This window comes from Brevundimonas phoenicis (assembly GCF_047237745.1).
In the GTDB taxonomy this organism is placed as follows: Bacteria; Pseudomonadota; Alphaproteobacteria; order Caulobacterales; family Caulobacteraceae; genus Brevundimonas.
The window spans coordinates 168,606-190,247 of sequence record NZ_JBDFLN010000001.1 but is presented as its reverse complement, the minus strand read 5'-3'; the positions used below and the strand labels follow the sequence as shown (position 1 = coordinate 190,247).

Sequence of the window (21,642 nt, the reverse complement as noted above, 5' to 3'; positions counted from 1 at the left end):
GAACCCGGTCGGGTTCAGCCTTCCATGTCGTCCGGCAGGCCGACGGCGTGGAAGCCGGCGTCGACGTGGACGACCTCGCCCGTGGTCGAGCGGCCCAGGTCCGAGCACAGCCACAGGGCGGCGCCGGCGACGCCTTCCATCGAGGTCTCTTCCTTGATCAGCGAGAACTGCGCCGACTTGGAGTGCAGGCCGCGTCCGCCCGAGATGCCCGCCAGCGACAGGGTGCGCATGGCGCCCGCCGAGATGGCGTTGACGCGGATGTTCTTCGGACCCAGGTCGCGGGCGATGTAGCGGGTCGCGGCTTCCAGGGCGGCCTTGGCCACGCCCATGGTGTTGTAGTTCGGAATAACCCGTTCGGACCCCAGATAGGTCAGGGTGATCATCGAGCCGCCGTTCGGCATCAGCCTGGCCGAACGCTTGGCCACGTCGACGAAGCTGAAGGCCGAGATGTTCATGGCCAGCAGGAAGCTGTCGCGGGTGGTGTTGTCGACGAAGGAGCCCTTCAGCTCGTCCTTGTTGGCGAAGGCCACCGAATGGACGACGAAGTCAATCGTGCCGAATTCCTTCTCCAGCTCGGCGAAGGCGGCGTCCATCGAGGCGTCGTCGGTGACATCGGCCTGGATCAGCAGCTTGGCGCCGACGCTTTCGGCCAGCGGGCGCACGCGGCGCTCAAGACCCTCGCCCAGGTAGGTGAAGGCCAGCTCGGCGCCCTGGGCGGCCAGCTGCGAGGCGATGCCCCAGGCGATGGAGCTGGAGTTCGCGACCCCCATGATCAGGCCCTTCTTGCCCTTCATGAGGTCTCCGGTGGGCATGTCCCAGCCTTCGCTCGTCGCCATGGGTTCGTCTCCGTATCTAGAACTTGTTCCGCCTTTTGGACGGGCGCGCGGCGGGTGACAAGCGTTCAGGCTCTGATCCGACCCGTGATCCGCCGCTGGCGTTTCGCGACGAGCGGCCTAAGTTGAAGTCATGAGCTTCGACGTCGACAGTCCGAATGCGCAACCGGAGGCGGGGCCGGTCTTCTTCGACCGCCGCGAACTGGACCAGATGCTGCGGGTCTATGGGCGGATGGTGGCGGCGGGCGAATGGCGCGACTACGCCATGGCGGGCCAGAAGGATCACGCTGAGTTCGCCGTCTTTCGCCGCCACGGCGACGCGCCGCTCTATCGGATCGAGAAGCGTCCGGCCCTGCGCCTGAAACAGGGACAGTGGGCCGTGGTCGGCGAGGGCGGCCATGTGCTGAAGCGCGGCCGAGACCTGGCCCAGGTGCTGCGCGTCTTCGATAGCCGCAAATTCACGGTGGTGGAGTAGGGCGCCCTTTCATTCCCGCGCATCCCGGCGGACGCCGGGATCCAGAGAGTGAGCCACCGGGGCCTTGCCGTTGAGCCGGGCGCTCTGAAGCCAAAGCACTGGATCCCGGCGTCCGCCGGGATGCCCGGAGCTAGGCAGTCGCCAACCCTCAACGTGAACGCAGCTAAGAAAAAGGCCCCGGCGTTGCTGCCGGGGCCTCATTCTTTTTTGGCCTATCGCCCTTCGGGCTGCTTGAGGCCTGCGCTCAAGTCGGCCGTGACCGCGTCACGGCCAGAGCGCCTTGGAAAGCCTCTATTCGCGGCTGCCCATGAAGGCCAGCAGGAACTGGAACAGGTTGATGAAGTTGATGAACAGGCTCAGCGCGCCGAAGCCCGTCGCCACGCCCATCGCGTTCTTGTCGCCGCCCAGGGCGTAGTAGGTCATCTTCAGACGCTGGGTGTCATAGGCGATCAGACCCGAGAAGATCAGCACGCCGGCGCCCGAGATGATCAGGTACATCACGCCCGACTGCATGAAGATGTTCACGATCGAGGCGATGACCAGGCCGATCACGCCCATGATCAGGAAGGTGCCCATGCCGGTCAGATCCTTCTTGGTCGTATAGCCGACCAGGCTCAGACCCGCGAAGGCGGCGGCGGTGACGAAGAAGGTCGAGGCCAGCGAACCGTTGGTGTAGCGCAGGAACAGCACGCCCAGGCCCGCGCCGATGGTGGCGACCACGGCCCAGTAGAGCATGTTCACGCCCTTGGCGGTCGGGTTCTTCATGAAGAACATGGAGCCGAACAGCATGACCAGCGGCGAGAACTGGACGATCATGCCCAGCATCGTCAGGCCGATGCGGCCGTCGTCCGTGCGGGCGAACAGCAGCTGCTGCACCGCCGGGACGTTGCCGGTGACGTAGGCCAGGGCGCCCGCGACGACCAGACCGATCGCCAGCTTGTTGTAAACGCCCAGCATGAAGGCGCGCAGACCGGCGTCGACGGACATGTCCGCCGACTGCGGAAGCGGGCGCGCATAGCCGTTGTTGAAATCGCTCATCGCGAAAGAAGTCTCCCATTCGGCCGGGAATGTCCCGACCTTTGGCTGAAATATCGGGATGCAGACGCATCCTTGCAAGAAAAACCGGACTTCCGGCCGCCGGTTCCGCCCGCTACCAAGGGTCGCATGTTACGTCTGTTCACCGCCATCGTCATTCCCGAGGATGTCGCCGAGACCCTGGCGCGGCGTCAATCCGGCCTGCCCGGCGCGCGCTGGCGGCCGCTGGACGCCCTGCACGTCACCCTGGCCTTCTATGGCGAGGCGTCCGAGCGTACGGCCGACGACCTGGCCTCGGAGCTGACCCGCGCCGAGGGCGGCGGGGCGTTCGAGATCACCCTGAACGGCGTCGGCGCCTTTGGCGACGCCCATCGCAGCCATACCCTGTGGGCCGGGCTGGAGCGGTCCGAGCGGCTGAACGTCCTGGCCGGGCGCTGCCGGTCGGCGGGCGAGCGGGCGGGCGTTCCGCCGGAAAAACGTGAATACCGGCCGCACGTCACCCTGGCCTATCTGAAGCCCCAGGCGAATCCCGATCGCATCGGCGCCTGGATCACCGGGCACAATCTGCTGAAGTCGCCGCCGATCCGCGTGGATCGCTTCGGCCTTTATTCCAGCGTCCTGACCGGCGACGGCAGCATCTACACCCTGGAACGCGAGTATCTGTTGTGATCGGATTTCGTTGAAAAAGGCGTCCCGGGCAATTGGCATGAGGGCGCTGCGCTGATTCACTCTGGTCGTTGAGACCGGAGGTGCAGCGATGATGGGCGAGCGGCGGGTCGATCAGTCGGCCCTGTTCTACGCGTTCTCGTTGGAGCGGCATGTGCCGGCGGATCACATGCTGCGCGCGATCGATCGCTTTGTGGAACTGGACGGCCTGCGGACGCATCTGGCTCCGTTCTACAGCGCCATCGGTCGCCCCTCGATCGACCCGGAGTTGCTGATCCGGATGCTGCTAGTCGGCTATTGTTTCGGCATCCGCTCGGAGCGGCGCCTGTGTGAGGAAGTTCACCTGAACCTGGCTTATCGCTGGTTCTGTCGGCTGGGCCTGGACGGCGACGTGCCGGACCACTCGACCTTTTCGAAGAACCGCCACGGTCGTTTCCGCGACAGTGATCTGCTGCGCGAGTTGTTCGAGACGGTGCTGCGCCGCTGCATCGCCGAGGGCCTGGTCGGCGGCGAGGGTTTCGCGGTCGACGCCAGCCTGATCAAGGCCGACGCCAATCGCCAGCGCTGCGTGCCCGGCGACGAAGGTCTGCCGCCCGAGGCCGCCAGCCGCGCCATCGACGAGTACCTGGCCGTGCTGGATGATGCGGCCTTCGGCGGCGCGACCCCGGTGACGCCCAGGTTCATCTCGCCGGCCGACCCGGCCTCGCGCTGGACCGGCGCCAACAAGGGCCTGGCCTTCTTCGCCTATGCGACCAACTACCTGATCGACCTGGACCACGCGATCATCGTCGATGTCGAGCCGTCCACGGCGGTGCGCCAGGCCGAGGTGACGGCGGCCCGCACCATGATCGAGCGGGCGCGCGAGCATCATGATCTGTGGCCGGCCCGGCTGGCGGCGGACACCGCCTACGGCTCGGCCGAGATGCTGGACTGGCTGGTCCACGACCAGGGCATCGAGCCCCACATCCCCGTCATCGACAAGTCGGAGCGGATCGACGGAACCTTCTCGCGCAGCGACTTCGCCTATGACCACGCCCAGGATCTCTACCGCTGCCCGGCGGGCAAGACGCTGGTCCACGGTCGGCGCGTCTTCTCGACGCCCCGGACCCAGGCGCCGCCTGACGACACCCTGCGCTATCGCGCCAGTACGGCCGACTGCCGGGCCTGCGCCTTCAAGCCCCGCTGCTGCCCCAACACGCCGATGCGCAAGGTCACGCGCTCCATCCACGAAGGCGCCCGGGACTTCGCCCGCGACATCGCCAAGACCGACGCCTACGTCGTCTCCCGGCGCGAACGGAAGAAGGTCGAGATGCTGTTCGCCCACCTCAAGCGCATTCTGAAGCTGGACCGACTGCGCCTGAGAGGCCCCAACGGCGCCAAAGACGAGTTCCTCCTCGCCGCCACCGCCCAGAACCTGCGCAAACTCGCCAAACTGATCCCGCCAGCAGCTCCGGCGGTCGCCTGAAGCGGCACCAAGCCGTCGCGCCCATTACTGGCGGCGATCTTAACAGCCGCCTTTTTCAACGAAATCATCGATCTTCCGACCTCCCCGCTCGGCCCCACGCTGGAGACGGAGCGCCTGTTCCTGCGCCCGCCGACGCTGGATGACTTCCCGCGCTGGGCCGAGTTTCAGGCGGACCCCGAAACGACGCGCTTCATCGGCGGGCCGCAGTCGAAGCATCAGGTGTGGCGCACCATCGCCTCGGTCGCGGGGATGTGGGCGCTGCATGGCGAGGGCATGTTCTCGGTGATCGAGAAGGCGACCGGTCTGTGGATGGGCCGTATCGGGCCGCTGCATCCCTATGAGTGGCCGGGCCGCGAGGTGGGCTGGAGCCTGCACCCCGACGCCACGGGCAAGGGCTATGCGATCGAGGCCGCGGTCGCGACGATGGACTACGCCTGCGACGTGCTGGACTGGCCGGATGTCATCCACTGCATCGACCCGGATAACCGGGCGTCGGAAAAGGTGGCCGAGCGGCTGGGCTCGACCAATCGCGGGCCGGGCGTCATGCCGCCGCCGTTCCATGAGCACGCGGTCAATCTGTGGGGCCAGACTCGGGACGAGTGGCGCATGAACCGGCAGCGCTTGCGGTAGGAACATAGGCGGAACATAAAGGCGCATGGCCGCCGCCGCGCTTCACCTCGAACTGGTCTTCAGCCGCCCGGAGACGACCCTGTCCGTCACGCGGGGCGCGGCGCGGCTGATGCTGGACATGGGCTATGCGCCCCTGCTGGAGGTCTGCCTGCCCAATGGGCGGCGCGCCGACGTCATGGCCCTGGGGCCCAAGGGCGACATCGTCATCTGCGAGGTGAAGTCGGGCATCGACGACTACCGCGTCGACCGCAAATGGCACGAGTACGGCCCCTTCTGCGACGCCTTCTACTTCGCCGTCGCCCCGGAGTTTCCGCAGGGCGTATTGCCGGACGAGCCGGGCCTGATCGTGGCTGACGGCTTCGGCGGGGCGGTGGTGCGCGACGCGCCCGTCACCCCCCTGGCGCCCGCGCGCCGCAAGGCCCTGACCCTGGCCTTCGCTCGCCTGGGCGCGCTCCGGACGATGCGGGACTGAGCCTTCAGGTTGCGAGGAGGCGTCGGCTGCGGTTCAGAGCAAAAGTCATGTCGGCTTGTATCCCCCCTGCCAGCATATGGCGGGTGATCCGCTCGAAATGCTGGATGAAGACGGCCAGTTCGGCGCGTCGGGCGGGCGGAAGATCGGCGGGCGGCAGATCCATCAGCCCCGCCTCCTGCTCGCAGCGCCAGTCCAGCACGGCGTCGAAGGACGGCGCCTTGAGGAACAGCACCGCGTCGAAGCGAGAGAAGACTTCGGCGTAGGGACCGGCCAGGGCGGCGTTGGAGGCGCGTCGCCAGATCCCCTGTCCGTCTCGTTCGGCCTCCAGGGCGTTGACCGGCGCGGCGAGGTCAGCCTCGGCCTGCGGCGTCGCGCCTAGGCACCAGCCGTCGACCAGCACCGCCGACGGGCGGCCCGCAAACACAGGCCAGTCCGTTCTGGGCGCGCGATCATCGGCCAGCTTGTCGAAGGCGGGAAGCGGCGTGCGGCTGTCGGCTCCAGCGGCGCGCAGGGCGGCCAGGGTTCGCTCCAGCAGGCCCAGATCATGCGTCCCCGGCGGGCCGCGCACGGTGAACAGGGGATGGACCTCGCGGGCCATGGCCTGGCGCTCGGCCCTGGTCAGATAGACGTCGTCCAGCGACAGATGCGCGGCCCCCAGCCGTTCGGCCGCCGCACGGGCCAGGGTGGTCTTGCCGGAACCCTGCGCCCCGGCGATGCCGATCAGGGGAATGTGGTCCGGACGCGCGTGCGCCGAGACCAGAGACCCGACCGCGTCCAGCAGCCGGGCGTCGATCATCTCAGTGCTGGCTTTCCGGCAGGCGCACGATCAGGCCGTCCAGATCGTCGCTGACACGGATCTGGCAGGACAGGCGGCTGTTCGGCTCGACGTTCTCGGCGAAGTCCAGCATGGACTCTTCCATGGCCGAGGGGCGGCCCGTCTCGGCGGCGAAATTCTCATCGACATAGACATGGCAGGTGGCGCAGGCGCAGGCGCCGCCGCAATCGGCGTCGATGCCCGGCACATTGTTGCGGATCGCGCCCTCCATCACGGACAGGCCCTTTTTGACCTCGACCGTGTGCTCGGTTCCGTCGTGTTCAATGTAGGTGATCTTGGGCATGGAAGCGGTCTTAACTCTGGATGCAGGGTTGGCAAGCCTTGCTACGCGCCGGCCAAGGAAAACCCCCGGAACCAGGCGGCGCCGGGGGCTTTTCTTTTCGTTCGGACCGGCTGGATCAGGCGGCCGTCTTCTTGCGGGACGACGAAACCATCAGCTTCTTGGTCTCGGCGATCGCCTTGGCCGGGTTCAGCCCCTTGGGGCAGACCTGGGCGCAGTTCATGATCGTGTGGCAGCGATACAGCTTGAACGGGTCTTCCAGGTCGTCGAGGCGCTTCTGAGTGGCGTCGTCGCGGCTGTCCGAGATCCAGCGGTAGGACTGCAGCAGGGCCGCCGGGCCGAGGTATTCCTCCTGGTTCCACCAGTAGCTCGGGCACGAGGTCGAGCAGCAGGCGCACAGGATGCACTCGTACAGGCCGTCCAGCTTTTCACGGTCTTCCGGCGACTGCAGACGCTCCTTCTCCGGGTCGGGCGTGTCCGACTGGAGGTAGGGCTGGATCGAGTCGTACTGGGCGTAGAACAGCGACAGGTCCGTCACCAGATCCTTGACCACCGGCTGGTGGGGCAGGGGGGCGATGGTGATGTTGTGCGACGAGCACTCGTCCCAGCCCTTGGTGCAGGCCAGGGTGTTGCGGCCGTCGATGTTCATCGAGCACGAGCCGCAGATGCCTTCACGGCACGAGCGACGGAACGACAGGGTCGGGTCGATCTCGTTCTTGATGTGGATCAGGGCGTCCAGAAGCATGGGGCCGTGATCGTCGGTCGAGACCTCGTACGAGTCCCAGCGCGGATCGGCGTCCGTCTCCGGGTCGTAGCGATAGACCTTATAGGTCTTGACGTTCTTGGCGCCGGCCGGAGCCTTGTGGACCTTGCCGGTCGTGGGCTTGGAGCCGCGCGGGAGGTTGAGCTGAACCATCTGCGATCCCCCTTAGTAAACCCGAGCCTTGGGCTCGATGTACGAGACCTCGTCGGTCATCGTGTATTTGTGCACCGGACGGTAGTCGATCTGGACGCCTTCGCCCGGACGCTTCCACGCCAGGGTGTGCTTCATCCAGTTGACGTCGTCGCGGTCCGGATAGTCCTCGCGGGCGTGGGCACCGCGCGATTCCGTGCGGTTGGCCGCGCCTTCGATGGTGACGACGGCCTGGGCGATCAGGTTGTCGTACTCCAGCGTCTCCACCAGGTCCGTGTTCCAGATCAGGCCGCGGTCCGTGGTCTTGATGTCGGCGCCGGCGGCGTCGATCGAACGCAGCTTCTGGACGCCTTCGTCCAGGGTCTTGCCGGTGCGGAAGACGGCGGCGTCGGCCTGCATGGCGCGCTGCATCTCCAGACGCAGGTGCGCCGTGGGGGTCGAGCCCGAAGCGTTGCGGAAGCGGTCCAGGCGCGCCAGGTGCGCGTCGGTCTGGGCCTTGGAGGCCGAGGGCACGGCCGAGTTCTTGTCCACGACCTCGCCGCAGCGCAGGCCGACGGCGCGGCCGAACACCACCAGGTCGGTCAGGGAGTTGGAGCCCAGACGGTTGGCGCCGTGCACCGAGACGCAGGCGGCTTCGCCCACGGCCATCAGGCCCGGAACCACGCTGTCGGGGTTGCCGTCGCGCAGCGTCAGCACCTCGCCGTGATAGTTCGTCGGGATGCCGCCCATGTTGTAGTGGACGGTCGGCAGGACCGGGATCGGCTCCTTGGTCACATCGACGCCGGCGAAGATCTTGGCCGATTCCGAGATGCCCGGCAGACGCGCGTGCAGGATCTTGGGATCCAGGTGATCCAGGTGCAGGAAGATGTGGTCCTTGTTCGGGCCCACGCCGCGGCCTTCGCGAATCTCGATGGTCATGGAGCGTGAAACCATGTCGCGCGGGGCCAGATCCTTCACGGTCGGCGCATAGCGCTCCATGAAGCGTTCGCCTTCCGAGTTGGTCAGATAGCCGCCTTCACCGCGGGCGCCTTCGGTGATCAGGCAGCCGGCGCCGTAGATGCCGGTCGGGTGGAACTGCACGAACTCCATGTCCTGCAGCGGCAGGCCGGCGCGCAGCACCATGGCGTTGCCGTCGCCGGTGCAGGTGTGGGCCGAGGTGGCCGAGAAATAGGCGCGGCCGTAACCGCCGGTCGCCAGCACCACCATCTTGGCGCGGAACTGGTGCAGTTGGCCGGTGTCGAGCTGAAGCGCGGTGACGCCGGTGCAGGCGCCGTCCTGCATGATCAGGTCCAGCGCGAAGTATTCGATGAAGAACTTCACCTCGCGACGGACCGACTGGCCGTACAGGGTGTGCAGGATGGCGTGGCCGGTGCGGTCGGCGGCGGCGCAGGTGCGCTGCACCGGGCCTTCGCCGAAGTTGCGGGTCATGCCGCCGAAGGCGCGCTGATAGATCTTGCCTTCGTCGGTGCGGCTGAAGGGCACGCCCCAGTGTTCCAGCTCGTAAACGGCCTGCGGCGCGTTGCGGACCAGATATTCGATGGCGTCCTGGTCGCCCAGCCAGTCCGACCCCTTGACGGTGTCGTACATGTGCCACTGCCAGCTATCCTCGCCCATGTTGCCGAGGGAGGCGGAGATGCCGCCCTGGGCCGCCACGGTGTGGGAGCGGGTCGGGAAGACCTTGGTGACGCAGGCGACCTTCAGGCCCTGCTGGGCGGCGCCGAGGGCGGCGCGTAGGCCGGAGCCCCCGGCGCCGACGACGACGACGTCGTATTCGTGATCGATAAGCTCGTATGCAGCCATGGCGGGATCAGACTCCGGCCGGCAGCGGGGCCGAGCCCAGCGCCAGACGCACGATGAAGAAGACGCTGGCGGCCGCCAGCACGAGGAAGACCAGGTTCGACACCAGGATCAGGGCCGAGCGGGAGGGACCGGGGACGTAGTCCTCGAGGATCACCTTCCAGGCCAGGCTGGCGAAAAGGCAGAAGACCACCGCCGTCACGGCCAGCAGGCCGGCGTTCAGGGTGCTGCCGAACCAGGCGACGACCGCGCCGTAGTCGGCGCCGGCCAGGGTGAAGCCGGTCGACAGAGCCCACAGGCCCAGCGGCATCAGGGCCAGCAGAGCCAGCTTTTCGAGCTTCCATTCCCCGGCGCCGTGACGCTCGGAGACTTTCACATTGTTCTTGAACTTGGGCGCGGCGCTCACAGCGAAACCTTTCCGGTAGCGAACAGCACGACCCAGAACAGGACGGCCAGGACGATCGGACCCCAGACGGCGATCTGGGCCATCAGGTTGGCGGACTTGAGGTCAAGCCCCTTGCCCGCGTCGTTGATCAGGTGGCGCGCGCCGTTCAGCAGGAAGGAGAACAGCACCCACGTCAGGCCGAACCAGATGAACAGGCCGAACGGCGAGCCCGAGAAGGCGGCGAGCGAGGCGAAGGCGTCCGGGCCGCAGGCGACGATCGCGACCCAGCCCAGCAGCAGGACGGCGCCCACGCTGGCCGCGCCGATGGTGACGCGGAACAGGATCGACGCGACCATGGTCATGTGCCAGCGCCAGATATCGGTGAAGGGCGACATCGGTGCGACGTGCCCGTTGGGGTGACGGACGTAGCGGCCCGTCCGGTCGCCAGTTTCGCCCGCAGCCGGGGGAGTGTTCGACATGCGAATGATTCTCAAAAAACCCGAGGAAATTCAGGGCCGGATTGCAGTGCAACAGGCTTTAGTGACGCAGACGGGCCGGTGTCAACGAAGGGGGGCGATTCCGAACGAAAGTCGGTCCCCAAGGCTCGGATCAGAAGGAAGCGACGTGCGTTAGGGCCGCATCGCGCGTTTCGGTTGTGCAAGGAACCGCCCCGGGACGCCCCCAGACCGGATCGGGCCATAGGGGGTCGTCGCGGCGGCGGCCGACGACATGGACGTGAAGCTGGGCCGTGACATTGCCCAGGGCGGCGACGTTCAGCTTGTCGACGGGAGCCTCGCGCAGGGCGCCCAGTTCACGCACCAGGGCGCCGGCGCGGACGATCTCCTCGCCCAGAAGGGCGCGCTGCTCGGGCGACAGGTCTTCCAGTTCGACGGCGCCGCGGACGCGGGGCAGCAGGATCAGCCAGGGAAAGCGGCCGTCGTCCTGAAACCGCACCTGGCACAGGGGCCAGTCGGCGGCGAAGACGGAGGCGGCCTCGAAGGCGGGGTCGGCGGTGAAGTTCATGCGGCGTCCTGATCGGCGAGAAGGCGCAGGCGATAGGCGTTCATCGCCGTCTCGGCCAGACGCTGGGTCAGGCGCCAGTTGACCACGGCCCCGATCGGCGCGCCGACCAGGGGCAGCAGCTGGGCCAGCTTAGCCACGTCGATGTAGTCGCGATACTCCAGCTGGAATTTGCGCCAGTCGAAGACCTTCAGGGCGTCGGGATCATGCGGCGCGCGCATGGCGGCCTCCAGCGCGGCCAGGGCCTCGGGGCGATGCCGGGCGCTGGAGAAGGCCAGCTGGAAGATGCGCAGGACGATCACCCGCTCCTTCAGGTCGCGGCCTGAATAGCCGTACAGGGCGGCGATCTCGAACAACATCTTGACCTTGATGGCCATCAAGGCCGGAAAGTCCGCCGCCGCCATCAGGAAGCCCCCGGCCCCCGCCACCCCGCCCTCGACGCTGGCGGTGGTGCGATACAGCTCGACGCGGGCGCGGACCCTGGCTTCGCGCTCCTGCAGGGCGCCTTCGGCCAGGGGGCGGGCGGTGGTCCATTCCGACCCGGCCAGCAGGCCGCGCGTCATCTGTTGGACGGCGCCGGTCACGATCTCGTGCACGCGTTCGGGAATGACGCGGTTGATGCGGTCTTGGGTTGCGCGGGTGGTCTTGTCCCACAGGCCGGGCCGTTTCAGCTGGCGGTCGCGCCAGACCAGGGCCTCGGCCAGGGCGCGCGCCTCATAGGCGGCGTCCGTCATCGGGGGAGCGTCCGTGGGTTTGACCATGGCCGCAGCCTCGCAGGCCCCGACGAAAGGCGCAACGCGGAACGCTTGCCGCGACCCGCCGACAGGTCTAGACCGCCGTTCCAGCGACTACCGTTTCGCACACGCAATATCGACTGGAGAGACCTGAATGGCTCGCGCGAAGATCGCCCTTATCGGCGCCGGAATGATCGGCGGAACCCTGGCCCACGTGGTCGCGCGCGAAGCGCTGGGCGACGTCATCCTGTTCGACATCGCCGAAGGCACCCCCCAGGGCAAGGCCCTGGACATCGCCGAAGCCTCGGCCGTCTTCGGTCAGGACGTGGCCCTGAAGGGCGCCAACGACTACGCCGACATCGCGGGCGCTGACGTCTGCATCGTCACCGCCGGCGTGCCGCGCAAGCCGGGCATGAGCCGCGACGACCTGATCGGCATCAATCTGAAAGTCATGAAGGCCGTCGGCGAGGGCATCAAGCAGCACGCCCCCAACGCCTTCGTCATCTGCATCACCAACCCGCTCGACGCCATGGTCTGGGCCCTGCAGAAGTTCTCGGGCCTGCCCAAGGAGAAGGTCATCGGCATGGCCGGCGTGCTGGACTCGGCCCGCTTCGCCTACTTCCTGGCTGAGAAGACCGGCGTCTCGGTGCAGGACATCCACGCCTGGACCCTGGGCGGTCACGGCGACGACATGGTGCCGATGGTGCGCCACTCGACGGTCGGCGGCCTGCCGCTGCCGGATGCGGTCGCCGCGGGCTTCCTGTCGCAAGCCGACCTGGACGCCATCGTCGAGCGCACCCGCAAGGGCGGCGGCGAGATCGTGGCCCTGCTGAAGACCGGCTCGGCCTTCTACGCCCCGGCCGAAAGCGCGATCGCCATGGCCAAGTCCTATCTGCTGGACCAGAAGCGCGTCCTGCCGTGCGCCGTGTGGCTGTCGGGCGAATACGGCCTGTCGGACCTTTACGTCGGCGTCCCGGCCCTGATCGGCGCGAACGGCGTTGAAAAGGTCATCGAGTTCACCACCAACGACGACGAAAAGGCGATGTTCGCCAAGTCGGTCGCCTCGGTCCAGGGCCTGATCCAGGCCTGTAAGGACATTGAGCCTTCGCTGGCTTAAGGGCGCTGACGCGAGCCGCGCGACGGCTCGCTGCTTGAGCGCTTAGGCGTCTAAATCGGAAAGGGCCGCATTTTCGAGTGCGGCCCTTTTTCGTGGGGTCTCTCTCTTTCGCCGTCATCCTCGGGCTTGACCCGAGGATCGAGCGGTTAGCGGGCGGGAGGGCGCCGAACGGACGCGGGCCCTTGGACGGCGGGCGCTAGGCGGATGGCCCGATCCTCGGGGCAAGCCCGAGGATGACGGAGGGTGGGGCGGCGCTACGGCAGGGATGACCTTGTTGGTGGAAAGGCTCAGGCCGCCTCGGCTTCCTCGCGCTGCTCCAGCCAGGTCTCGCTCTGCATCTCGTTGAAGCGCGAGACCGTCCGTTCGAACTCGAAGGCGCCGACGCCCTCGGTATAGAGCGCCTCGGGCGCGGCCTCAGCCAGGACGACCAGACGAGTCTTGGCCTCGTAGAGGGCGTCGACCAGCGTCACCAGGCGGCGCGCCTCATGATGGTTGGCCGGGCTGAGCAGGGGGACGTCGGTCAGGAACAGGGTGTGGAAGCGCCGGGCGACGGCCAGATAGTCCTGCGGCCCCAAGGGGCGGCCGCACAGCTCGTTGAAGGTCGCGCGCGCCATGCCGCCGACCGTGCGCTCCAGCTTCACCTCGCGGCCCAGCACCGGCAGGGCGATGGGTTCTTCCGGCTCGCCGCCCTTGAGGTCGGACCACAGGGTCTCGAAGCCTTGCCGCGCCTCGGCGTCCAGCGGCGAGAACCAGACCTTGGCCCCGGCCATGCGGTCCAGGCGGAAGTCGCGGGCGCCCGCCGTCTCGACCACCTCGCAACGCTGGCGGATGATGTCGATGAAGGGCAGGAAGAGCTGGCGGTTGATGCCGTTCTTGTAGAGGTCTTCGGGCGCGCGGTTCGAGGTGACGGCCAGCACCACCTTCTTCTCGAACAGGGCCTCGAACAGCCGCCCCAGGATCATGGCGTCGGCGATGTCCGTCACCTGCAGTTCGTCGAAGCACAGCAGGCGCGCCTCCGAGGCGATCAGGGCCGCGATCGGCGGAATGGGGTCGTCGCCCTTGCTGGTTCCGAACACGTCCTTGCGGCTGCGCGGCGTGCCGTCGCGCCACTGCTTCACCAGGTCGTGGATGCGCGCCATGAAGGCGTGGAAGTGAGCGCGGACCTTCTTCTGCTCGGGCGTCGAGGAATAGAAGAGGTCCATCAGCATGGACTTGCCGCGTCCCGGCGGGCCCCAGATGTAGATGCCCCTGACCTCGGGCAAGGCGCCGAACAGCCCCTTCTTCGACAGGTCGGTCTCCAGCCGTTCCAGCGCGCCGATCAGGGCGGCCTGGGCCGGTTCGGGCGTGATCACGCCCTCTTCCACGCGGATGTCGTAAGCGTTGCGGATACGGGAGGTCATGGCCAGCAGATAGCCCTCGGATGGGGCCGGGGGAAGGCGCTCGCGGATTCCGGCGCCGAATTGGAGGATTCTGGTTGCTTCGCGACTGCGAAAGACCCAAATGCAGAAGCGTTTCTCCCAAACGCCCCCGAACAAAGGATGATTTCATCATGGGCTATCGCGTCGCCGTCGTAGGCGCCACCGGCAATGTCGGTCGGGAAATCCTGACCATTCTCGAGGAAGAGAACTTCCCCGTTGAACAGATGCACGCGATCGCCTCCCGAAAATCCAAAGGCGTCGAGGTCTCCTTCGGCGACAAGACCATCAAATGCCAGGACATCGAACAGTTCGACTTCTCGAGCGTCGACCTGGTGCTGATGAGCGCCGGCGGCGACGTCTCGCGCGCCTGGTCCGAGAAGATCGGCAAGGCCGGTCCCATCGTCATCGATAACTCCTCGGCCTTCCGCCAGGATCCGGACGTGCCGCTGATCGTGCCGGAGGTGAACCCGGACGACGCCAAGCTGGCGACCAGGAAGAACATCATCGCCAACCCCAACTGCTCGACCGCCCAGCTGGTGGTGGCGCTGAAGCCGCTGCATGACGCCGCCAAGATCAAGCGCGTGGTCGTCTCGACCTATCAGTCCGTCTCGGGCGCCGGGAAGGAAGGCATGGACGAGCTGTGGAACCAGACCAAGGCCATCTACGGCCTGGGCGACGCTACGCCGAAGAAGTTCCCCAAGCAGATCGCCTTCAACGTCATTCCCTACATCGGTTCGTTCCGCGACGACGGCTACACCGACGAGGAAGCCAAAATGTGGGACGAGACGCACAAGATGCTCGACCCGTCGATCAAGCTGACCGTCACCTGTGTCCGCGTGCCGGTCTTCGTCGGCCACTCCGAAGCCGTGACGGTCGAGTTCGACCGTCCGATCGAACCGGACGAGGCGCGCGAAATCCTGCGCGAGGCGCCGGGGATCCTGGTCGTCGATAAGCAGGAGCACGACGGCTACATCACCCCGGTCGACGCCGCGGGCGAGCACGCCGTCTATGTGTCGCGCATCCGCAAGGATCCGACGGTCGAGCACGGCCTGTCGTTCTGGGTGGTGTCGGATAACCTGCGCAAGGGCGCGGCCCTGAACGCCGTGCAGATCGCCCAACTGCTGGACGAGACCGGCGTCATCTCGCCCAAGAGCGGCTACCGCACTTTGACTGTCTAAGAAGGGGCCCCTAACGCCTCGCACGCGGTGCGAGGCTGCTTGAGGGGCGTCAGTCGTGTTGTCCCCCGCCGCGTCGGCGATGCGGCGGGGATCGAAAGGTTCCAGTGTGAGCGCCTCCCCTGCTCCTGCCGCGTCCGAAGCCCGCGCCGCCCTGGCGGCGGGGGTGCTCTGCTACCTGCTGTGGGGCTTCATTCCCCTGGTGTTCCAGCAGATGGCGCATCAGGGCGCCGACGCCTGGGAGATCATGGGCCACCGCGCCCTCTGGGGCCTGGTCTGGGCCCTGATCCTGGTCATGCTGTCGCGCCAGTGGACGCAGGTCGTCGCCGTCTTCCGCCAGCCCAAGGTGCTGGGCTGGCTGGCCCTGTCGGCGGTGCTGATCGCCGCTAACTGGACCACATACGTCATGGCGGTGAACAACGGCCGGACGTTGGACGCCTCACTGGGCTATTATCTCAATCCGCTGCTGAACATGGCCGCCGGGGCCTGGTTGTTCCGTGAGCGGATCGATCGTTTCGGCGTCATCGCCATCGTCCTGGCGGCGATCGGCGTGGTGCTTCAGGCGGTCGCCTTGGGCCATGCGCCTTGGGTGTCGTTGCTGCTGGCCTTCAGCTTCGCCGGCTACGGCATCATCCGCAAACGGGTCTCGGTCGACGCCCAGACCGGCCTGTTCATGGAATGCCTGCTGCTGGCCCTGCCCGGCCTGGCCTGGGTCGTCTTCATCGAGGCGACGGGTCAGGGCCATTTCACCGCCTCCCCCGCCGCCACCGCCTGGCTGCTGTTCGCGGGACCGGCGACGGTCATCCCTCTGGCCCTGTTCGCCTGGGCGGCGCGCCGGATGCCCTTGTCCAGCATGGGCTTTCTGCAGTTCCTGGCGCCGACCATCGTCTTCGTCATCGGCGCCTTGCAGGGCGAGGCTCTGGGAAGCCTGCGCATCGCCTCCTTCGCCTTTATCTGGGTCGGGGCCGCCGTCTTCGCCCTGGGCGCCGTGCTCAAGGTGCGCCGCGCGTCGGACACGGCCGAGACCATAGTGGCGCCCGAACCGGGCCTGCTGGACGACCCGGCTGAGGACCGCATGGACGCCCTCGGCGAGAATCCGCCGCCTGTGCGTTGAGGTCGGGCGCCGTCCCGTCCTAAAGAAGAAGGCGATGATGACCTGTTCCCGCTTCCTCGCCGCCGCCGCCGCAACCGTTCTGCTCGCCGGGGGGACCACGGCCTGCGCCCAAGGCGCGCCTCAGACCGGCGGCGATGAAGTGATCCGCACCGCTCGCGTCGGGGGCAGCCGCGAGGCCGCGCCGGCCGCCGCGCCGGGCGCGCCCGTCGCCGTGGCCGCCCCGCCGACCACGGCCGAGACCTTTGACGCGGTCAGCGACGCCCTGGACGCCGCCGCCGCCGCCTGGACCTCGGGGCAGGTGGATGCGGTCATGGCCACCTATGTCCACGACGAGCCCTTGCTGGTCTTCCTGGGCGACACCCCGCTGAAGGGGCCCGACAGCGTGCGCGCCGCCCTGGACGCCCGCGCGGCGGCGCCCGGCGGCCTGGGCGCGCTGTCCTATGAGTGGTTCGAGACCATGCAGTTCGACGTCAATACGGCGGTGGTCTCTGGCCGTGCGGTGATGACGCGCGACGGCAAGACCCATCGCGGCCTGTTCACCCGCATCCTGCGCCGCACGGTCGACGGCTGGCTGATCGTCCACGACCAGCTGGCCTGGGGACCAGAGGCCTAAGACGCCGCCTTATAAGGCCGTGTAGAGCGCCTCGACCAAGCGAAGGGCGCGCGGGTCGCCGAGCAGGTGGCGCGACTGGCGCGTCATGACATAGGCGGCCGAGACGCCTGCCGCCTGATCCGCAAACGCCATCGACCCGCCCCAGCCGCAGTGGCCGACCGCCTCGGGATTGGGGCCGAAGATGTTCAGGCCTTGGTTGCGGGTGAACCCCGCAGCCCAGCTCATGTCGAAGGGCAGCACCCGGTCCGGCCCGTGGATGCGCTCGCGCGTGGCCTGGGCCAGGGTCTCTTCCGACAGCACAGCCAGGTGATCCAGCGCGCCGCCGGTGGCGACGATGGACATCATCCGCGCCAGATCCTTGGCCGTGCTATGCAGGTTGGCGGACGGAATCTCCGCCATGCGCCATTCGGTCGAGCCGCGCCCGCCGGGGGCCGAGCCGCGGTCCAGGAAGGCGGCCTTCTTGATCGCGTCGATGGGGCCGAGGTCCGGCGCGGCGGCGGGCTTGCGCAGTTGGGCGACGCGGCCGTGTTCGTTTTCCGGCAGGCCGATCCACAGGTCCAGATCGAACGGCTGGGCGAAATCTTCGCGCAGAGCCGTCCCCATGGTCCGCCCGTCGACAATGCGGAACAACTCGCCCGCCAGATAACCGATGGTGATCGGGTGATAGCCGGACGCCGTGCCCGGCGCCCACATCGGCGTCTGCGCCGCCAGTTTGTCCAGCACCGCCTGACGGTCGAACCAGATGGCCGGTTCGGCCCCGCCGTCGAAGCCCGGCAGGCCGGACTGGTGGCTCATCAACTGGCCGACCGTCAGTTGGTCCTTGCCCGCCGCGCCGAAGGCGGGCCAGTGATCGGCGACCCGGTCCTCATAGGACAGTAGCCCCTTGTCCACGCAGCGCGCGATCATCAGGGCCATCACCGCCTTGCCGGTCGAGAAGACCGGGACCAGCGTATTCTCGGCGAAGGGCGTGTTCCCCACCAGATCGGCCGAACCGGCCCACAGGTCGACCGCCACCTCGCCGTCGATGGTCACGCTGAAACGCGCGGCCAGTTCGTTCAGCCCTTCGGGGGCTTCGGTGAAGTTGGCGGCGAAGGCGTCCTTCACCGCATTGAAACGCGGCGGGCAAACGCCATGGAGGTCGGGGAGGTTGGTCATGGATGCGGTCTAGCGCCTTGGCGGCTTCACGTCACTTGCGGCCGATTACTGGCGCGCCGACGCCGAGGCGTTGCGGGCGCCCTCGAACTCGTCGCCCGGCTTCCACGCGGGCCAGTCGCGCGAATTGGCCAGATCGCGGCCGACTTCATACAGCAACTGCACATCGGCGGCGGCGGCGTCCATCGTCCACTGTGGCGTCCATTCGTCCGAAGGCTGATGATAGCGGTTGGCGACATAGTCACGGCTGGCTTCGTTGTGGCCGGTGAAGCCCGCAGCGGCGAACAGTGCGGGCACGCCCCTCCTCGCCAGCGGGAAGTGGTCCGAGCGATAGAAGGCGCCCGCATGCGGCGCCGGGTCGGGGATCAGGCGGCGCCCCTCGCGCGCGGCCAGCACCGCCAGCCGGTCGTCCAGATCGTTCTTGCCCGCGCCGATGACGACGATGTTGGGGTCGATCTCGGTCCCTGGCAGCAGACTGTCCATATTGATGTTGGCGACCGTCGTCTCCAGCGGCCAGACCGGGTTGGCGGCATAGTATTCGGCGCCCAGCAGGCCGGTTTCCTCGGCCGCCCAGCTGATGAAGACAGTCGAGCGCTCGGGACGCGGCCCTTCGGCGAACAGACGGGCGATCTCCATGACGCCCGCGACGCCCGTCGCATTGTCGACGGCGCCGTTATAGATGTCGTCGCCGTTCTTGGGCGTGGCGCGGCCATAGGCGTCCCAGTGGGCGCCGAACATCACCGTCTCGTTCGGGTATTTCGTACCGGGCAGGCGGCCGATGACGTTGCGCGTCTCGACCCGGTCGGCCTTCTGGCCGAAGTCGATGGACATGGTCACGCCGTCCAGCGCCACGGGGCGGAAGTCCGGCGTGCGCGCCTGATCCTTCAGGGCGGCGAAATCGAGGCCTGCGTCCCTGAACAGCTGTTCGGCGATCGCGCCCTGAATCCAGCCCTGCGCCGCCACGCGTTCCTTGTCCGGGTCGGCGCGGACGATGTCGAACTTGGGCGCGGTCGAGGAATTCTCCAGCGTCGACCACGGATAGCCCGCGCCCGGCGTGTCGTGGATGACCAGAACGCCCGCCGCGCCGTGCTGTGCCGCGACCTGGAACTTATAGGTCCAGCGGCCATAGAAGGTCATGGCCTGGCCGTCGAACTTGCCCGCGACGGGGTGGCCTTCGGGCGCGCCGAAGTCGGGGTCATTGACCAGCACCAGCATGACCTTGCCGGTCAGATCGACGCCTTTGTAGTCGTCCCATCCACGCTCGGGCGCGTCGACGCCATAGCCGACGAAGACCAGAGGCGCGTCGGTCAGGCTGATGCGCTCCACCGGTCGGTCGGAGGAGACGATGACGTCCGTGGCCCGCTGCAGCTCGGTCGTGCGGCCCTTGGCGGTGATGCTGATGGCGGCGGGGCCGTCCTGACTGGTGCGGCTGACCTGGGCGACCTGCACCCATGATCCGTTGGGGCCGCCAGGTTCGAGACCGAGCGCCTGGAACTGCTGCGTCAGCCATTCGATGGTGCGGTCCTCGCCGGGCGTGACCGGGGCGCGGCCCTCGAATGCGTTTGACGCCAGAACGCGCGTCGCCTCGTTCAGTCGGGCCGGATCGACGCGGCCGGTCTGGGCGAGCGCGGAGGTCGAACACATCAGGACAGCGATCAGGCCGACGGCGATGGAACGGGACAGCGACATGGGCAGGCTCGACATCTGAAAGGTTTGCGTCACGCTGCCCCCTGAGGGCGTCGCTGTCGACCCTGAAAGGCCTCAGCGCCCGTCCAGCCAGGCGCGCACGCCGTCCGCCGCGACGACGCCTGAGGCGAAGGAGGCCTGGAGCAGATAGCCGCCGGTCGGCGCCTCCCAGTCCAGCATTTCGCCCGCCGCAAAGACGCCGGGCCGCGCCTTCAGCATCAGCCGCTCGTCCACGGCGTCCAGCGCCACGCCACCGGCCGAGGAGATGGCGCGGCTCAGGCCCTGCACTCCGGTCAGGGTCAGGGCGACGCCCTTGATCCGGGCGACCAATTCGGCCGGGTCTGCGGGCAGCGGACCGCCTTCGCGCAACAGGGCGACAGAGGTGGCGTCCAGCCGCGCTGCCTTGCGCAGCCAGTTCGACAGGCTGTCCTTGCCGCGCGGTTTCGACAGGCGTTGCGTCAGCGTCTCGACGCTCAGATCGGGCCGCAGGTCGAGCGTCAGAGTGGTCGTTCCATCGCGCTCGATCGCCGCGCGTAGCCCGGCGGACAGGGCATAGACGCCGCCGCCTTCGATCCCATAGGCGGCGATCATGGCCTCGCCGCGCACCGTGCGGCCCTCATGCGTCAGGGCGATCCCCTTCAGCGGCGTTCCGGCGAAACGCTCGCGGAACATGGACGACCAGGCGACGTCGAAGCCGACATTGGCGGGGCGGAAGGGGACGACGGCGGCGCCCGCTTCTTCCAGCGCGGGAACCCAGGCGGCGTCGGAGCCGAGCTTGGCCCAGCTGGCGCCGCCCAGAGCCAGGATCACGGCGTCGGGGCGTTCTGTTCGCTCGCCGTCGGGCGTGTCGAAGGTCAGGGCTTCGTCTTGCCAGCCGATCCAGCACGAGCGGGTGCGGATCTCCACGCCCAACGCCTCCAGCCGCGCCAGCCAGGCGCGCAGCAGGGGCGAGGCTTTCATCGCCTTGGGGAACACCCGTCCGGATGAACCGACGAAGGTCGGCTGGTCCAGCCCCTCGACCCATTTGATCAGATCAGCGGGCGAAAAGGCGTCCAGCCATCCCTTGATCCGCCCCTGCGCGGCGGCGTCATAGCGGTTCAGGAACGGCTCGGGCGGCTCCGAGTGGGTCAGGTTCAGCCCACCGCGCCCGGCCATCAGCAGCTTGCGCGCGACCGAGGGCATCCGCTCATGCACGACGACGCGCAGGCCCGCCTGCGCCAGACGTTCAGCGGCCATCAGTCCGGCGGGACCGGCGCCGATCACGGCGATTGTGTGCGGGGAGCGCGTCATTCGACCTTCCTAGACCGGAACGATTGCGCGGGGCATAGGCTCTATCATCATGAGCGTCGCCTTCACCCGAGAAGAAGATCTGGAAGCCACGGCCGCCGACCTGGTGGACCGCCCGATCTCGCCCCATCCCAACCATGTCACGGCCGAGGGGCTGGCCCTGATCGAGGCCGAGCTGGCGGCGGCGCGGGCGGCCTATACCCGCGCTCAGACTCAGGGGGCGATCGAGGCGGACCGCACCGCCATGGCCCGCGCCACGCGCGACCTGCGCTACTGGTCGGCGCGCCGAGCCTCGGCCCAGTTGTTGGAGACGGCGTCGGACGGGCGGGTGCGCTTCGGCGGATCGGTCGCCATCGAGCGCGAGGACGGCCGCAGCCAGACCTGGCGCATCGTCGGCGAGGACGAGGCCGACCCGGCCAAGGGCAGCGTCAGCCACGTCTCGCCCCTGGCCCGCGCCCTGATGGGCAAGCGGGTCGGCGACGAAGCGACCGTGGCGGGCCAGTCGGTCGAGATCGTCGCCGTCGATTGAGGATGCGGCGG

The 21,642-nt window shown here is 67.9% G+C and carries 24 protein-coding genes; 10 read left to right on the top strand and 14 right to left on the bottom strand.

Features of this window, described 5'->3' with window-relative positions; genetic code table 11:
* Window positions 1-14 precede the first annotated feature (14 nt).
* On the bottom strand, window positions 15-812 hold the full coding sequence (locus tag ABC419_RS00905) for an enoyl-ACP reductase FabI (protein WP_162200520.1): 798 nt from the start codon (window positions 810-812) through the stop codon (window positions 15-17).
* A gap of 154 nt (window positions 813-966) precedes the next feature.
* On the opposite strand from ABC419_RS00905, the gene ABC419_RS00900 reads away from it, so the two are divergent.
* On the top strand, window positions 967-1,308 hold the full coding sequence (locus ABC419_RS00900) for a DUF2794 domain-containing protein (protein WP_412876619.1): 342 nt from the start codon (window positions 967-969) through the stop codon (window positions 1,306-1,308).
* Between the two features lie 291 nt (window positions 1,309-1,599).
* Here the strand turns inward: ABC419_RS00900 and ABC419_RS00895 are convergent, their stop codons facing one another.
* Window positions 1,600-2,346: a Bax inhibitor-1/YccA family protein gene (locus tag ABC419_RS00895; RefSeq protein WP_412876620.1), complete on the bottom strand. Its 747-nt coding sequence runs from the start codon at window positions 2,344-2,346 to the stop codon at window positions 1,600-1,602.
* 126 nt (window positions 2,347-2,472) lie between these two features.
* On the opposite strand from ABC419_RS00895, the gene thpR reads away from it, so the two are divergent.
* The 4 genes from thpR (at window position 2,473) to mmcB (ending at window position 5,576) form a co-directional block, all read left to right on the top strand.
* Window positions 2,473-3,012, top strand: coding sequence for an RNA 2',3'-cyclic phosphodiesterase (gene thpR, locus ABC419_RS00890; RefSeq protein WP_412876621.1), 540 nt, complete (start codon window positions 2,473-2,475; stop codon window positions 3,010-3,012).
* Between the two features lie 88 nt (window positions 3,013-3,100).
* The gene (locus ABC419_RS00885) at window positions 3,101-4,474 is read left to right on the top strand and encodes a transposase (RefSeq protein WP_412876289.1); all 1,374 of its coding nucleotides are present in this window, start codon (window positions 3,101-3,103) and stop codon (window positions 4,472-4,474) included.
* Window positions 4,475-4,537: 63 nt separating this feature from the next.
* Complete coding sequence (locus ABC419_RS00880) at window positions 4,538-5,104, top strand: GNAT family N-acetyltransferase (protein ID WP_412877985.1); 567 nt, start codon at window positions 4,538-4,540, stop codon at window positions 5,102-5,104.
* A gap of 25 nt (window positions 5,105-5,129) precedes the next feature.
* Complete coding sequence (mmcB, locus tag ABC419_RS00875) at window positions 5,130-5,576, top strand: DNA repair putative endonuclease MmcB (protein ID WP_412876622.1); 447 nt, start codon at window positions 5,130-5,132, stop codon at window positions 5,574-5,576.
* Window positions 5,577-5,580: 4 nt separating this feature from the next.
* On the opposite strand, the gene ABC419_RS00870 is transcribed toward mmcB, so the two are convergent.
* The 8 genes from ABC419_RS00870 to ABC419_RS00835 all read right to left on the bottom strand — a co-directional run bounded on the left by ABC419_RS00870 (window position 5,581) and on the right by ABC419_RS00835 (window position 11,567).
* Window positions 5,581-6,372 (bottom strand): kinase, encoded by a 792-nt coding sequence (locus ABC419_RS00870; protein ID WP_412876623.1) that lies wholly within the window; start codon window positions 6,370-6,372, stop codon window positions 5,581-5,583.
* 1 nt (window position 6,373) lies between these two features.
* Window positions 6,374-6,694: a 2Fe-2S iron-sulfur cluster-binding protein gene (locus ABC419_RS00865; protein WP_412876624.1), complete on the bottom strand. Its 321-nt coding sequence runs from the start codon at window positions 6,692-6,694 to the stop codon at window positions 6,374-6,376.
* 115 nt (window positions 6,695-6,809) lie between these two features.
* The gene (locus ABC419_RS00860; protein WP_412876625.1) at window positions 6,810-7,607 is read right to left on the bottom strand and encodes a succinate dehydrogenase iron-sulfur subunit; all 798 of its coding nucleotides are present in this window, start codon (window positions 7,605-7,607) and stop codon (window positions 6,810-6,812) included.
* Between the two features lie 12 nt (window positions 7,608-7,619).
* Window positions 7,620-9,404, bottom strand: coding sequence for a succinate dehydrogenase flavoprotein subunit (gene sdhA, locus ABC419_RS00855; RefSeq protein WP_412876626.1), 1,785 nt, complete (start codon window positions 9,402-9,404; stop codon window positions 7,620-7,622).
* A gap of 7 nt (window positions 9,405-9,411) precedes the next feature.
* The gene (locus tag ABC419_RS00850; RefSeq protein WP_412876627.1) at window positions 9,412-9,807 is read right to left on the bottom strand and encodes a succinate dehydrogenase, hydrophobic membrane anchor protein; all 396 of its coding nucleotides are present in this window, start codon (window positions 9,805-9,807) and stop codon (window positions 9,412-9,414) included.
* Window positions 9,804-10,265, bottom strand: coding sequence for a succinate dehydrogenase, cytochrome b556 subunit (gene sdhC, locus ABC419_RS00845; protein WP_223850633.1), 462 nt, complete (start codon window positions 10,263-10,265; stop codon window positions 9,804-9,806). The genes ABC419_RS00850 and sdhC overlap by 4 nt, the downstream gene beginning before the upstream one ends.
* A 130-nt stretch (window positions 10,266-10,395) precedes the next feature.
* A complete protein-coding gene (locus ABC419_RS00840) occupies window positions 10,396-10,809 on the bottom strand; it encodes an HIT domain-containing protein (protein ID WP_412876628.1) in 414 nt (137 codons plus the stop codon).
* Entirely contained in the window at window positions 10,806-11,567 is a 762-nt protein-coding gene (locus ABC419_RS00835) for an EcsC family protein (RefSeq protein ID WP_412876629.1), read from the bottom strand. The genes ABC419_RS00840 and ABC419_RS00835 overlap by 4 nt, the downstream gene beginning before the upstream one ends.
* Before the next feature lie 127 nt (window positions 11,568-11,694).
* On the opposite strand from ABC419_RS00835, the gene mdh reads away from it, so the two are divergent.
* Entirely contained in the window at window positions 11,695-12,657 is a 963-nt protein-coding gene (mdh, locus tag ABC419_RS00830) for a malate dehydrogenase (protein WP_412876630.1), read from the top strand.
* A gap of 287 nt (window positions 12,658-12,944) precedes the next feature.
* Here the strand turns inward: mdh and zapE are convergent, their stop codons facing one another.
* Window positions 12,945-14,057 carry a cell division protein ZapE gene (zapE, locus tag ABC419_RS00825; RefSeq protein WP_412876631.1) on the bottom strand — a complete coding sequence of 371 codons (1,113 nt, stop codon included), beginning with the start codon at window positions 14,055-14,057 and terminating at the stop codon, window positions 12,945-12,947.
* Between the two features lie 149 nt (window positions 14,058-14,206).
* Between zapE and ABC419_RS00820 the strand changes: the two genes are divergently transcribed.
* The 3 genes from ABC419_RS00820 (at window position 14,207) to ABC419_RS00810 (ending at window position 16,977) form a co-directional block, all read left to right on the top strand.
* Window positions 14,207-15,253 carry an aspartate-semialdehyde dehydrogenase gene (locus ABC419_RS00820; RefSeq protein WP_412876632.1) on the top strand — a complete coding sequence of 349 codons (1,047 nt, stop codon included), beginning with the start codon at window positions 14,207-14,209 and terminating at the stop codon, window positions 15,251-15,253.
* A 106-nt stretch (window positions 15,254-15,359) separates the two neighbouring features.
* Window positions 15,360-16,364, top strand: coding sequence for an EamA family transporter RarD (gene rarD / locus ABC419_RS00815; RefSeq protein ID WP_412876633.1), 1,005 nt, complete (start codon window positions 15,360-15,362; stop codon window positions 16,362-16,364).
* Window positions 16,365-16,398: 34 nt separating this feature from the next.
* Window positions 16,399-16,977, top strand: coding sequence for a Cif family virulence factor (locus tag ABC419_RS00810; RefSeq protein WP_412876634.1), 579 nt, complete (start codon window positions 16,399-16,401; stop codon window positions 16,975-16,977).
* Between the two features lie 9 nt (window positions 16,978-16,986).
* Here the strand turns inward: ABC419_RS00810 and ABC419_RS00805 are convergent, their stop codons facing one another.
* The 3 genes from ABC419_RS00805 to ABC419_RS00795 all read right to left on the bottom strand — a co-directional run bounded on the left by ABC419_RS00805 (window position 16,987) and on the right by ABC419_RS00795 (window position 21,105).
* A complete protein-coding gene (locus tag ABC419_RS00805) occupies window positions 16,987-18,132 on the bottom strand; it encodes a serine hydrolase domain-containing protein (RefSeq protein WP_412876635.1) in 1,146 nt (381 codons plus the stop codon).
* A 45-nt stretch (window positions 18,133-18,177) separates the two neighbouring features.
* Window positions 18,178-19,818: a M28 family metallopeptidase gene (locus tag ABC419_RS00800; protein ID WP_412876636.1), complete on the bottom strand. Its 1,641-nt coding sequence runs from the start codon at window positions 19,816-19,818 to the stop codon at window positions 18,178-18,180.
* Between the two features lie 72 nt (window positions 19,819-19,890).
* A complete protein-coding gene (locus ABC419_RS00795; RefSeq protein ID WP_412876637.1) occupies window positions 19,891-21,105 on the bottom strand; it encodes a BaiN/RdsA family NAD(P)/FAD-dependent oxidoreductase in 1,215 nt (404 codons plus the stop codon).
* 49 nt (window positions 21,106-21,154) lie between these two features.
* Here ABC419_RS00795 and greA point away from each other — a divergent pair, with 49 nt between their 5' ends.
* Window positions 21,155-21,631 carry a transcription elongation factor GreA gene (greA, locus tag ABC419_RS00790; protein ID WP_412876638.1) on the top strand — a complete coding sequence of 159 codons (477 nt, stop codon included), beginning with the start codon at window positions 21,155-21,157 and terminating at the stop codon, window positions 21,629-21,631.
* Window positions 21,632-21,642 lie beyond the last annotated feature (11 nt).

Bases quoted from the DNA above. Each gene is read 5' to 3' on its own strand.
- ABC419_RS00835 (WP_412876629.1), bottom strand. From the start codon at position 11,567: ATGGTCAAACCCACGGACGCTCCCCCGATGACGGACGCCGCCTATGAG.
- ABC419_RS00810 (WP_412876634.1), top strand. From the start codon at position 16,399: ATGATGACCTGTTCCCGCTTCCTCGCCGCCGCCGCCGCAACCGTTCTG.
- ABC419_RS00840 (WP_412876628.1), bottom strand. From the start codon at position 10,809: ATGAACTTCACCGCCGACCCCGCCTTCGAGGCCGCCTCCGTCTTCGCC.
- mmcB (WP_412876622.1), top strand. From the start codon at position 5,130: ATGGCCGCCGCCGCGCTTCACCTCGAACTGGTCTTCAGCCGCCCGGAG.
- ABC419_RS00865 (WP_412876624.1), bottom strand. From the start codon at position 6,694: ATGCCCAAGATCACCTACATTGAACACGACGGAACCGAGCACACGGTC.
- ABC419_RS00860 (WP_412876625.1), bottom strand. From the start codon at position 7,607: ATGGTTCAGCTCAACCTCCCGCGCGGCTCCAAGCCCACGACCGGCAAG.
- ABC419_RS00905 (WP_162200520.1), bottom strand. From the start codon at position 812: ATGCCCACCGGAGACCTCATGAAGGGCAAGAAGGGCCTGATCATGGGG.
- greA (WP_412876638.1), top strand. From the start codon at position 21,155: ATGAGCGTCGCCTTCACCCGAGAAGAAGATCTGGAAGCCACGGCCGCC.
- zapE (WP_412876631.1), bottom strand. From the start codon at position 14,057: ATGACCTCCCGTATCCGCAACGCTTACGACATCCGCGTGGAAGAGGGC.
- ABC419_RS00895 (WP_412876620.1), bottom strand. From the start codon at position 2,346: ATGAGCGATTTCAACAACGGCTATGCGCGCCCGCTTCCGCAGTCGGCG.
- ABC419_RS00805 (WP_412876635.1), bottom strand. From the start codon at position 18,132: ATGACCAACCTCCCCGACCTCCATGGCGTTTGCCCGCCGCGTTTCAAT.
- sdhC (WP_223850633.1), bottom strand. From the start codon at position 10,265: ATGTCGAACACTCCCCCGGCTGCGGGCGAAACTGGCGACCGGACGGGC.
- ABC419_RS00800 (WP_412876636.1), bottom strand. From the start codon at position 19,818: ATGTCGCTGTCCCGTTCCATCGCCGTCGGCCTGATCGCTGTCCTGATG.
- ABC419_RS00900 (WP_412876619.1), top strand. From the start codon at position 967: ATGAGCTTCGACGTCGACAGTCCGAATGCGCAACCGGAGGCGGGGCCG.
- thpR (WP_412876621.1), top strand. From the start codon at position 2,473: ATGTTACGTCTGTTCACCGCCATCGTCATTCCCGAGGATGTCGCCGAG.
- sdhA (WP_412876626.1), bottom strand. From the start codon at position 9,404: ATGGCTGCATACGAGCTTATCGATCACGAATACGACGTCGTCGTCGTC.
- ABC419_RS00870 (WP_412876623.1), bottom strand. From the start codon at position 6,372: ATGATCGACGCCCGGCTGCTGGACGCGGTCGGGTCTCTGGTCTCGGCG.
- ABC419_RS00820 (WP_412876632.1), top strand. From the start codon at position 14,207: ATGGGCTATCGCGTCGCCGTCGTAGGCGCCACCGGCAATGTCGGTCGG.
- ABC419_RS00795 (WP_412876637.1), bottom strand. From the start codon at position 21,105: ATGACGCGCTCCCCGCACACAATCGCCGTGATCGGCGCCGGTCCCGCC.
- ABC419_RS00885 (WP_412876289.1), top strand. From the start codon at position 3,101: ATGATGGGCGAGCGGCGGGTCGATCAGTCGGCCCTGTTCTACGCGTTC.
- mdh (WP_412876630.1), top strand. From the start codon at position 11,695: ATGGCTCGCGCGAAGATCGCCCTTATCGGCGCCGGAATGATCGGCGGA.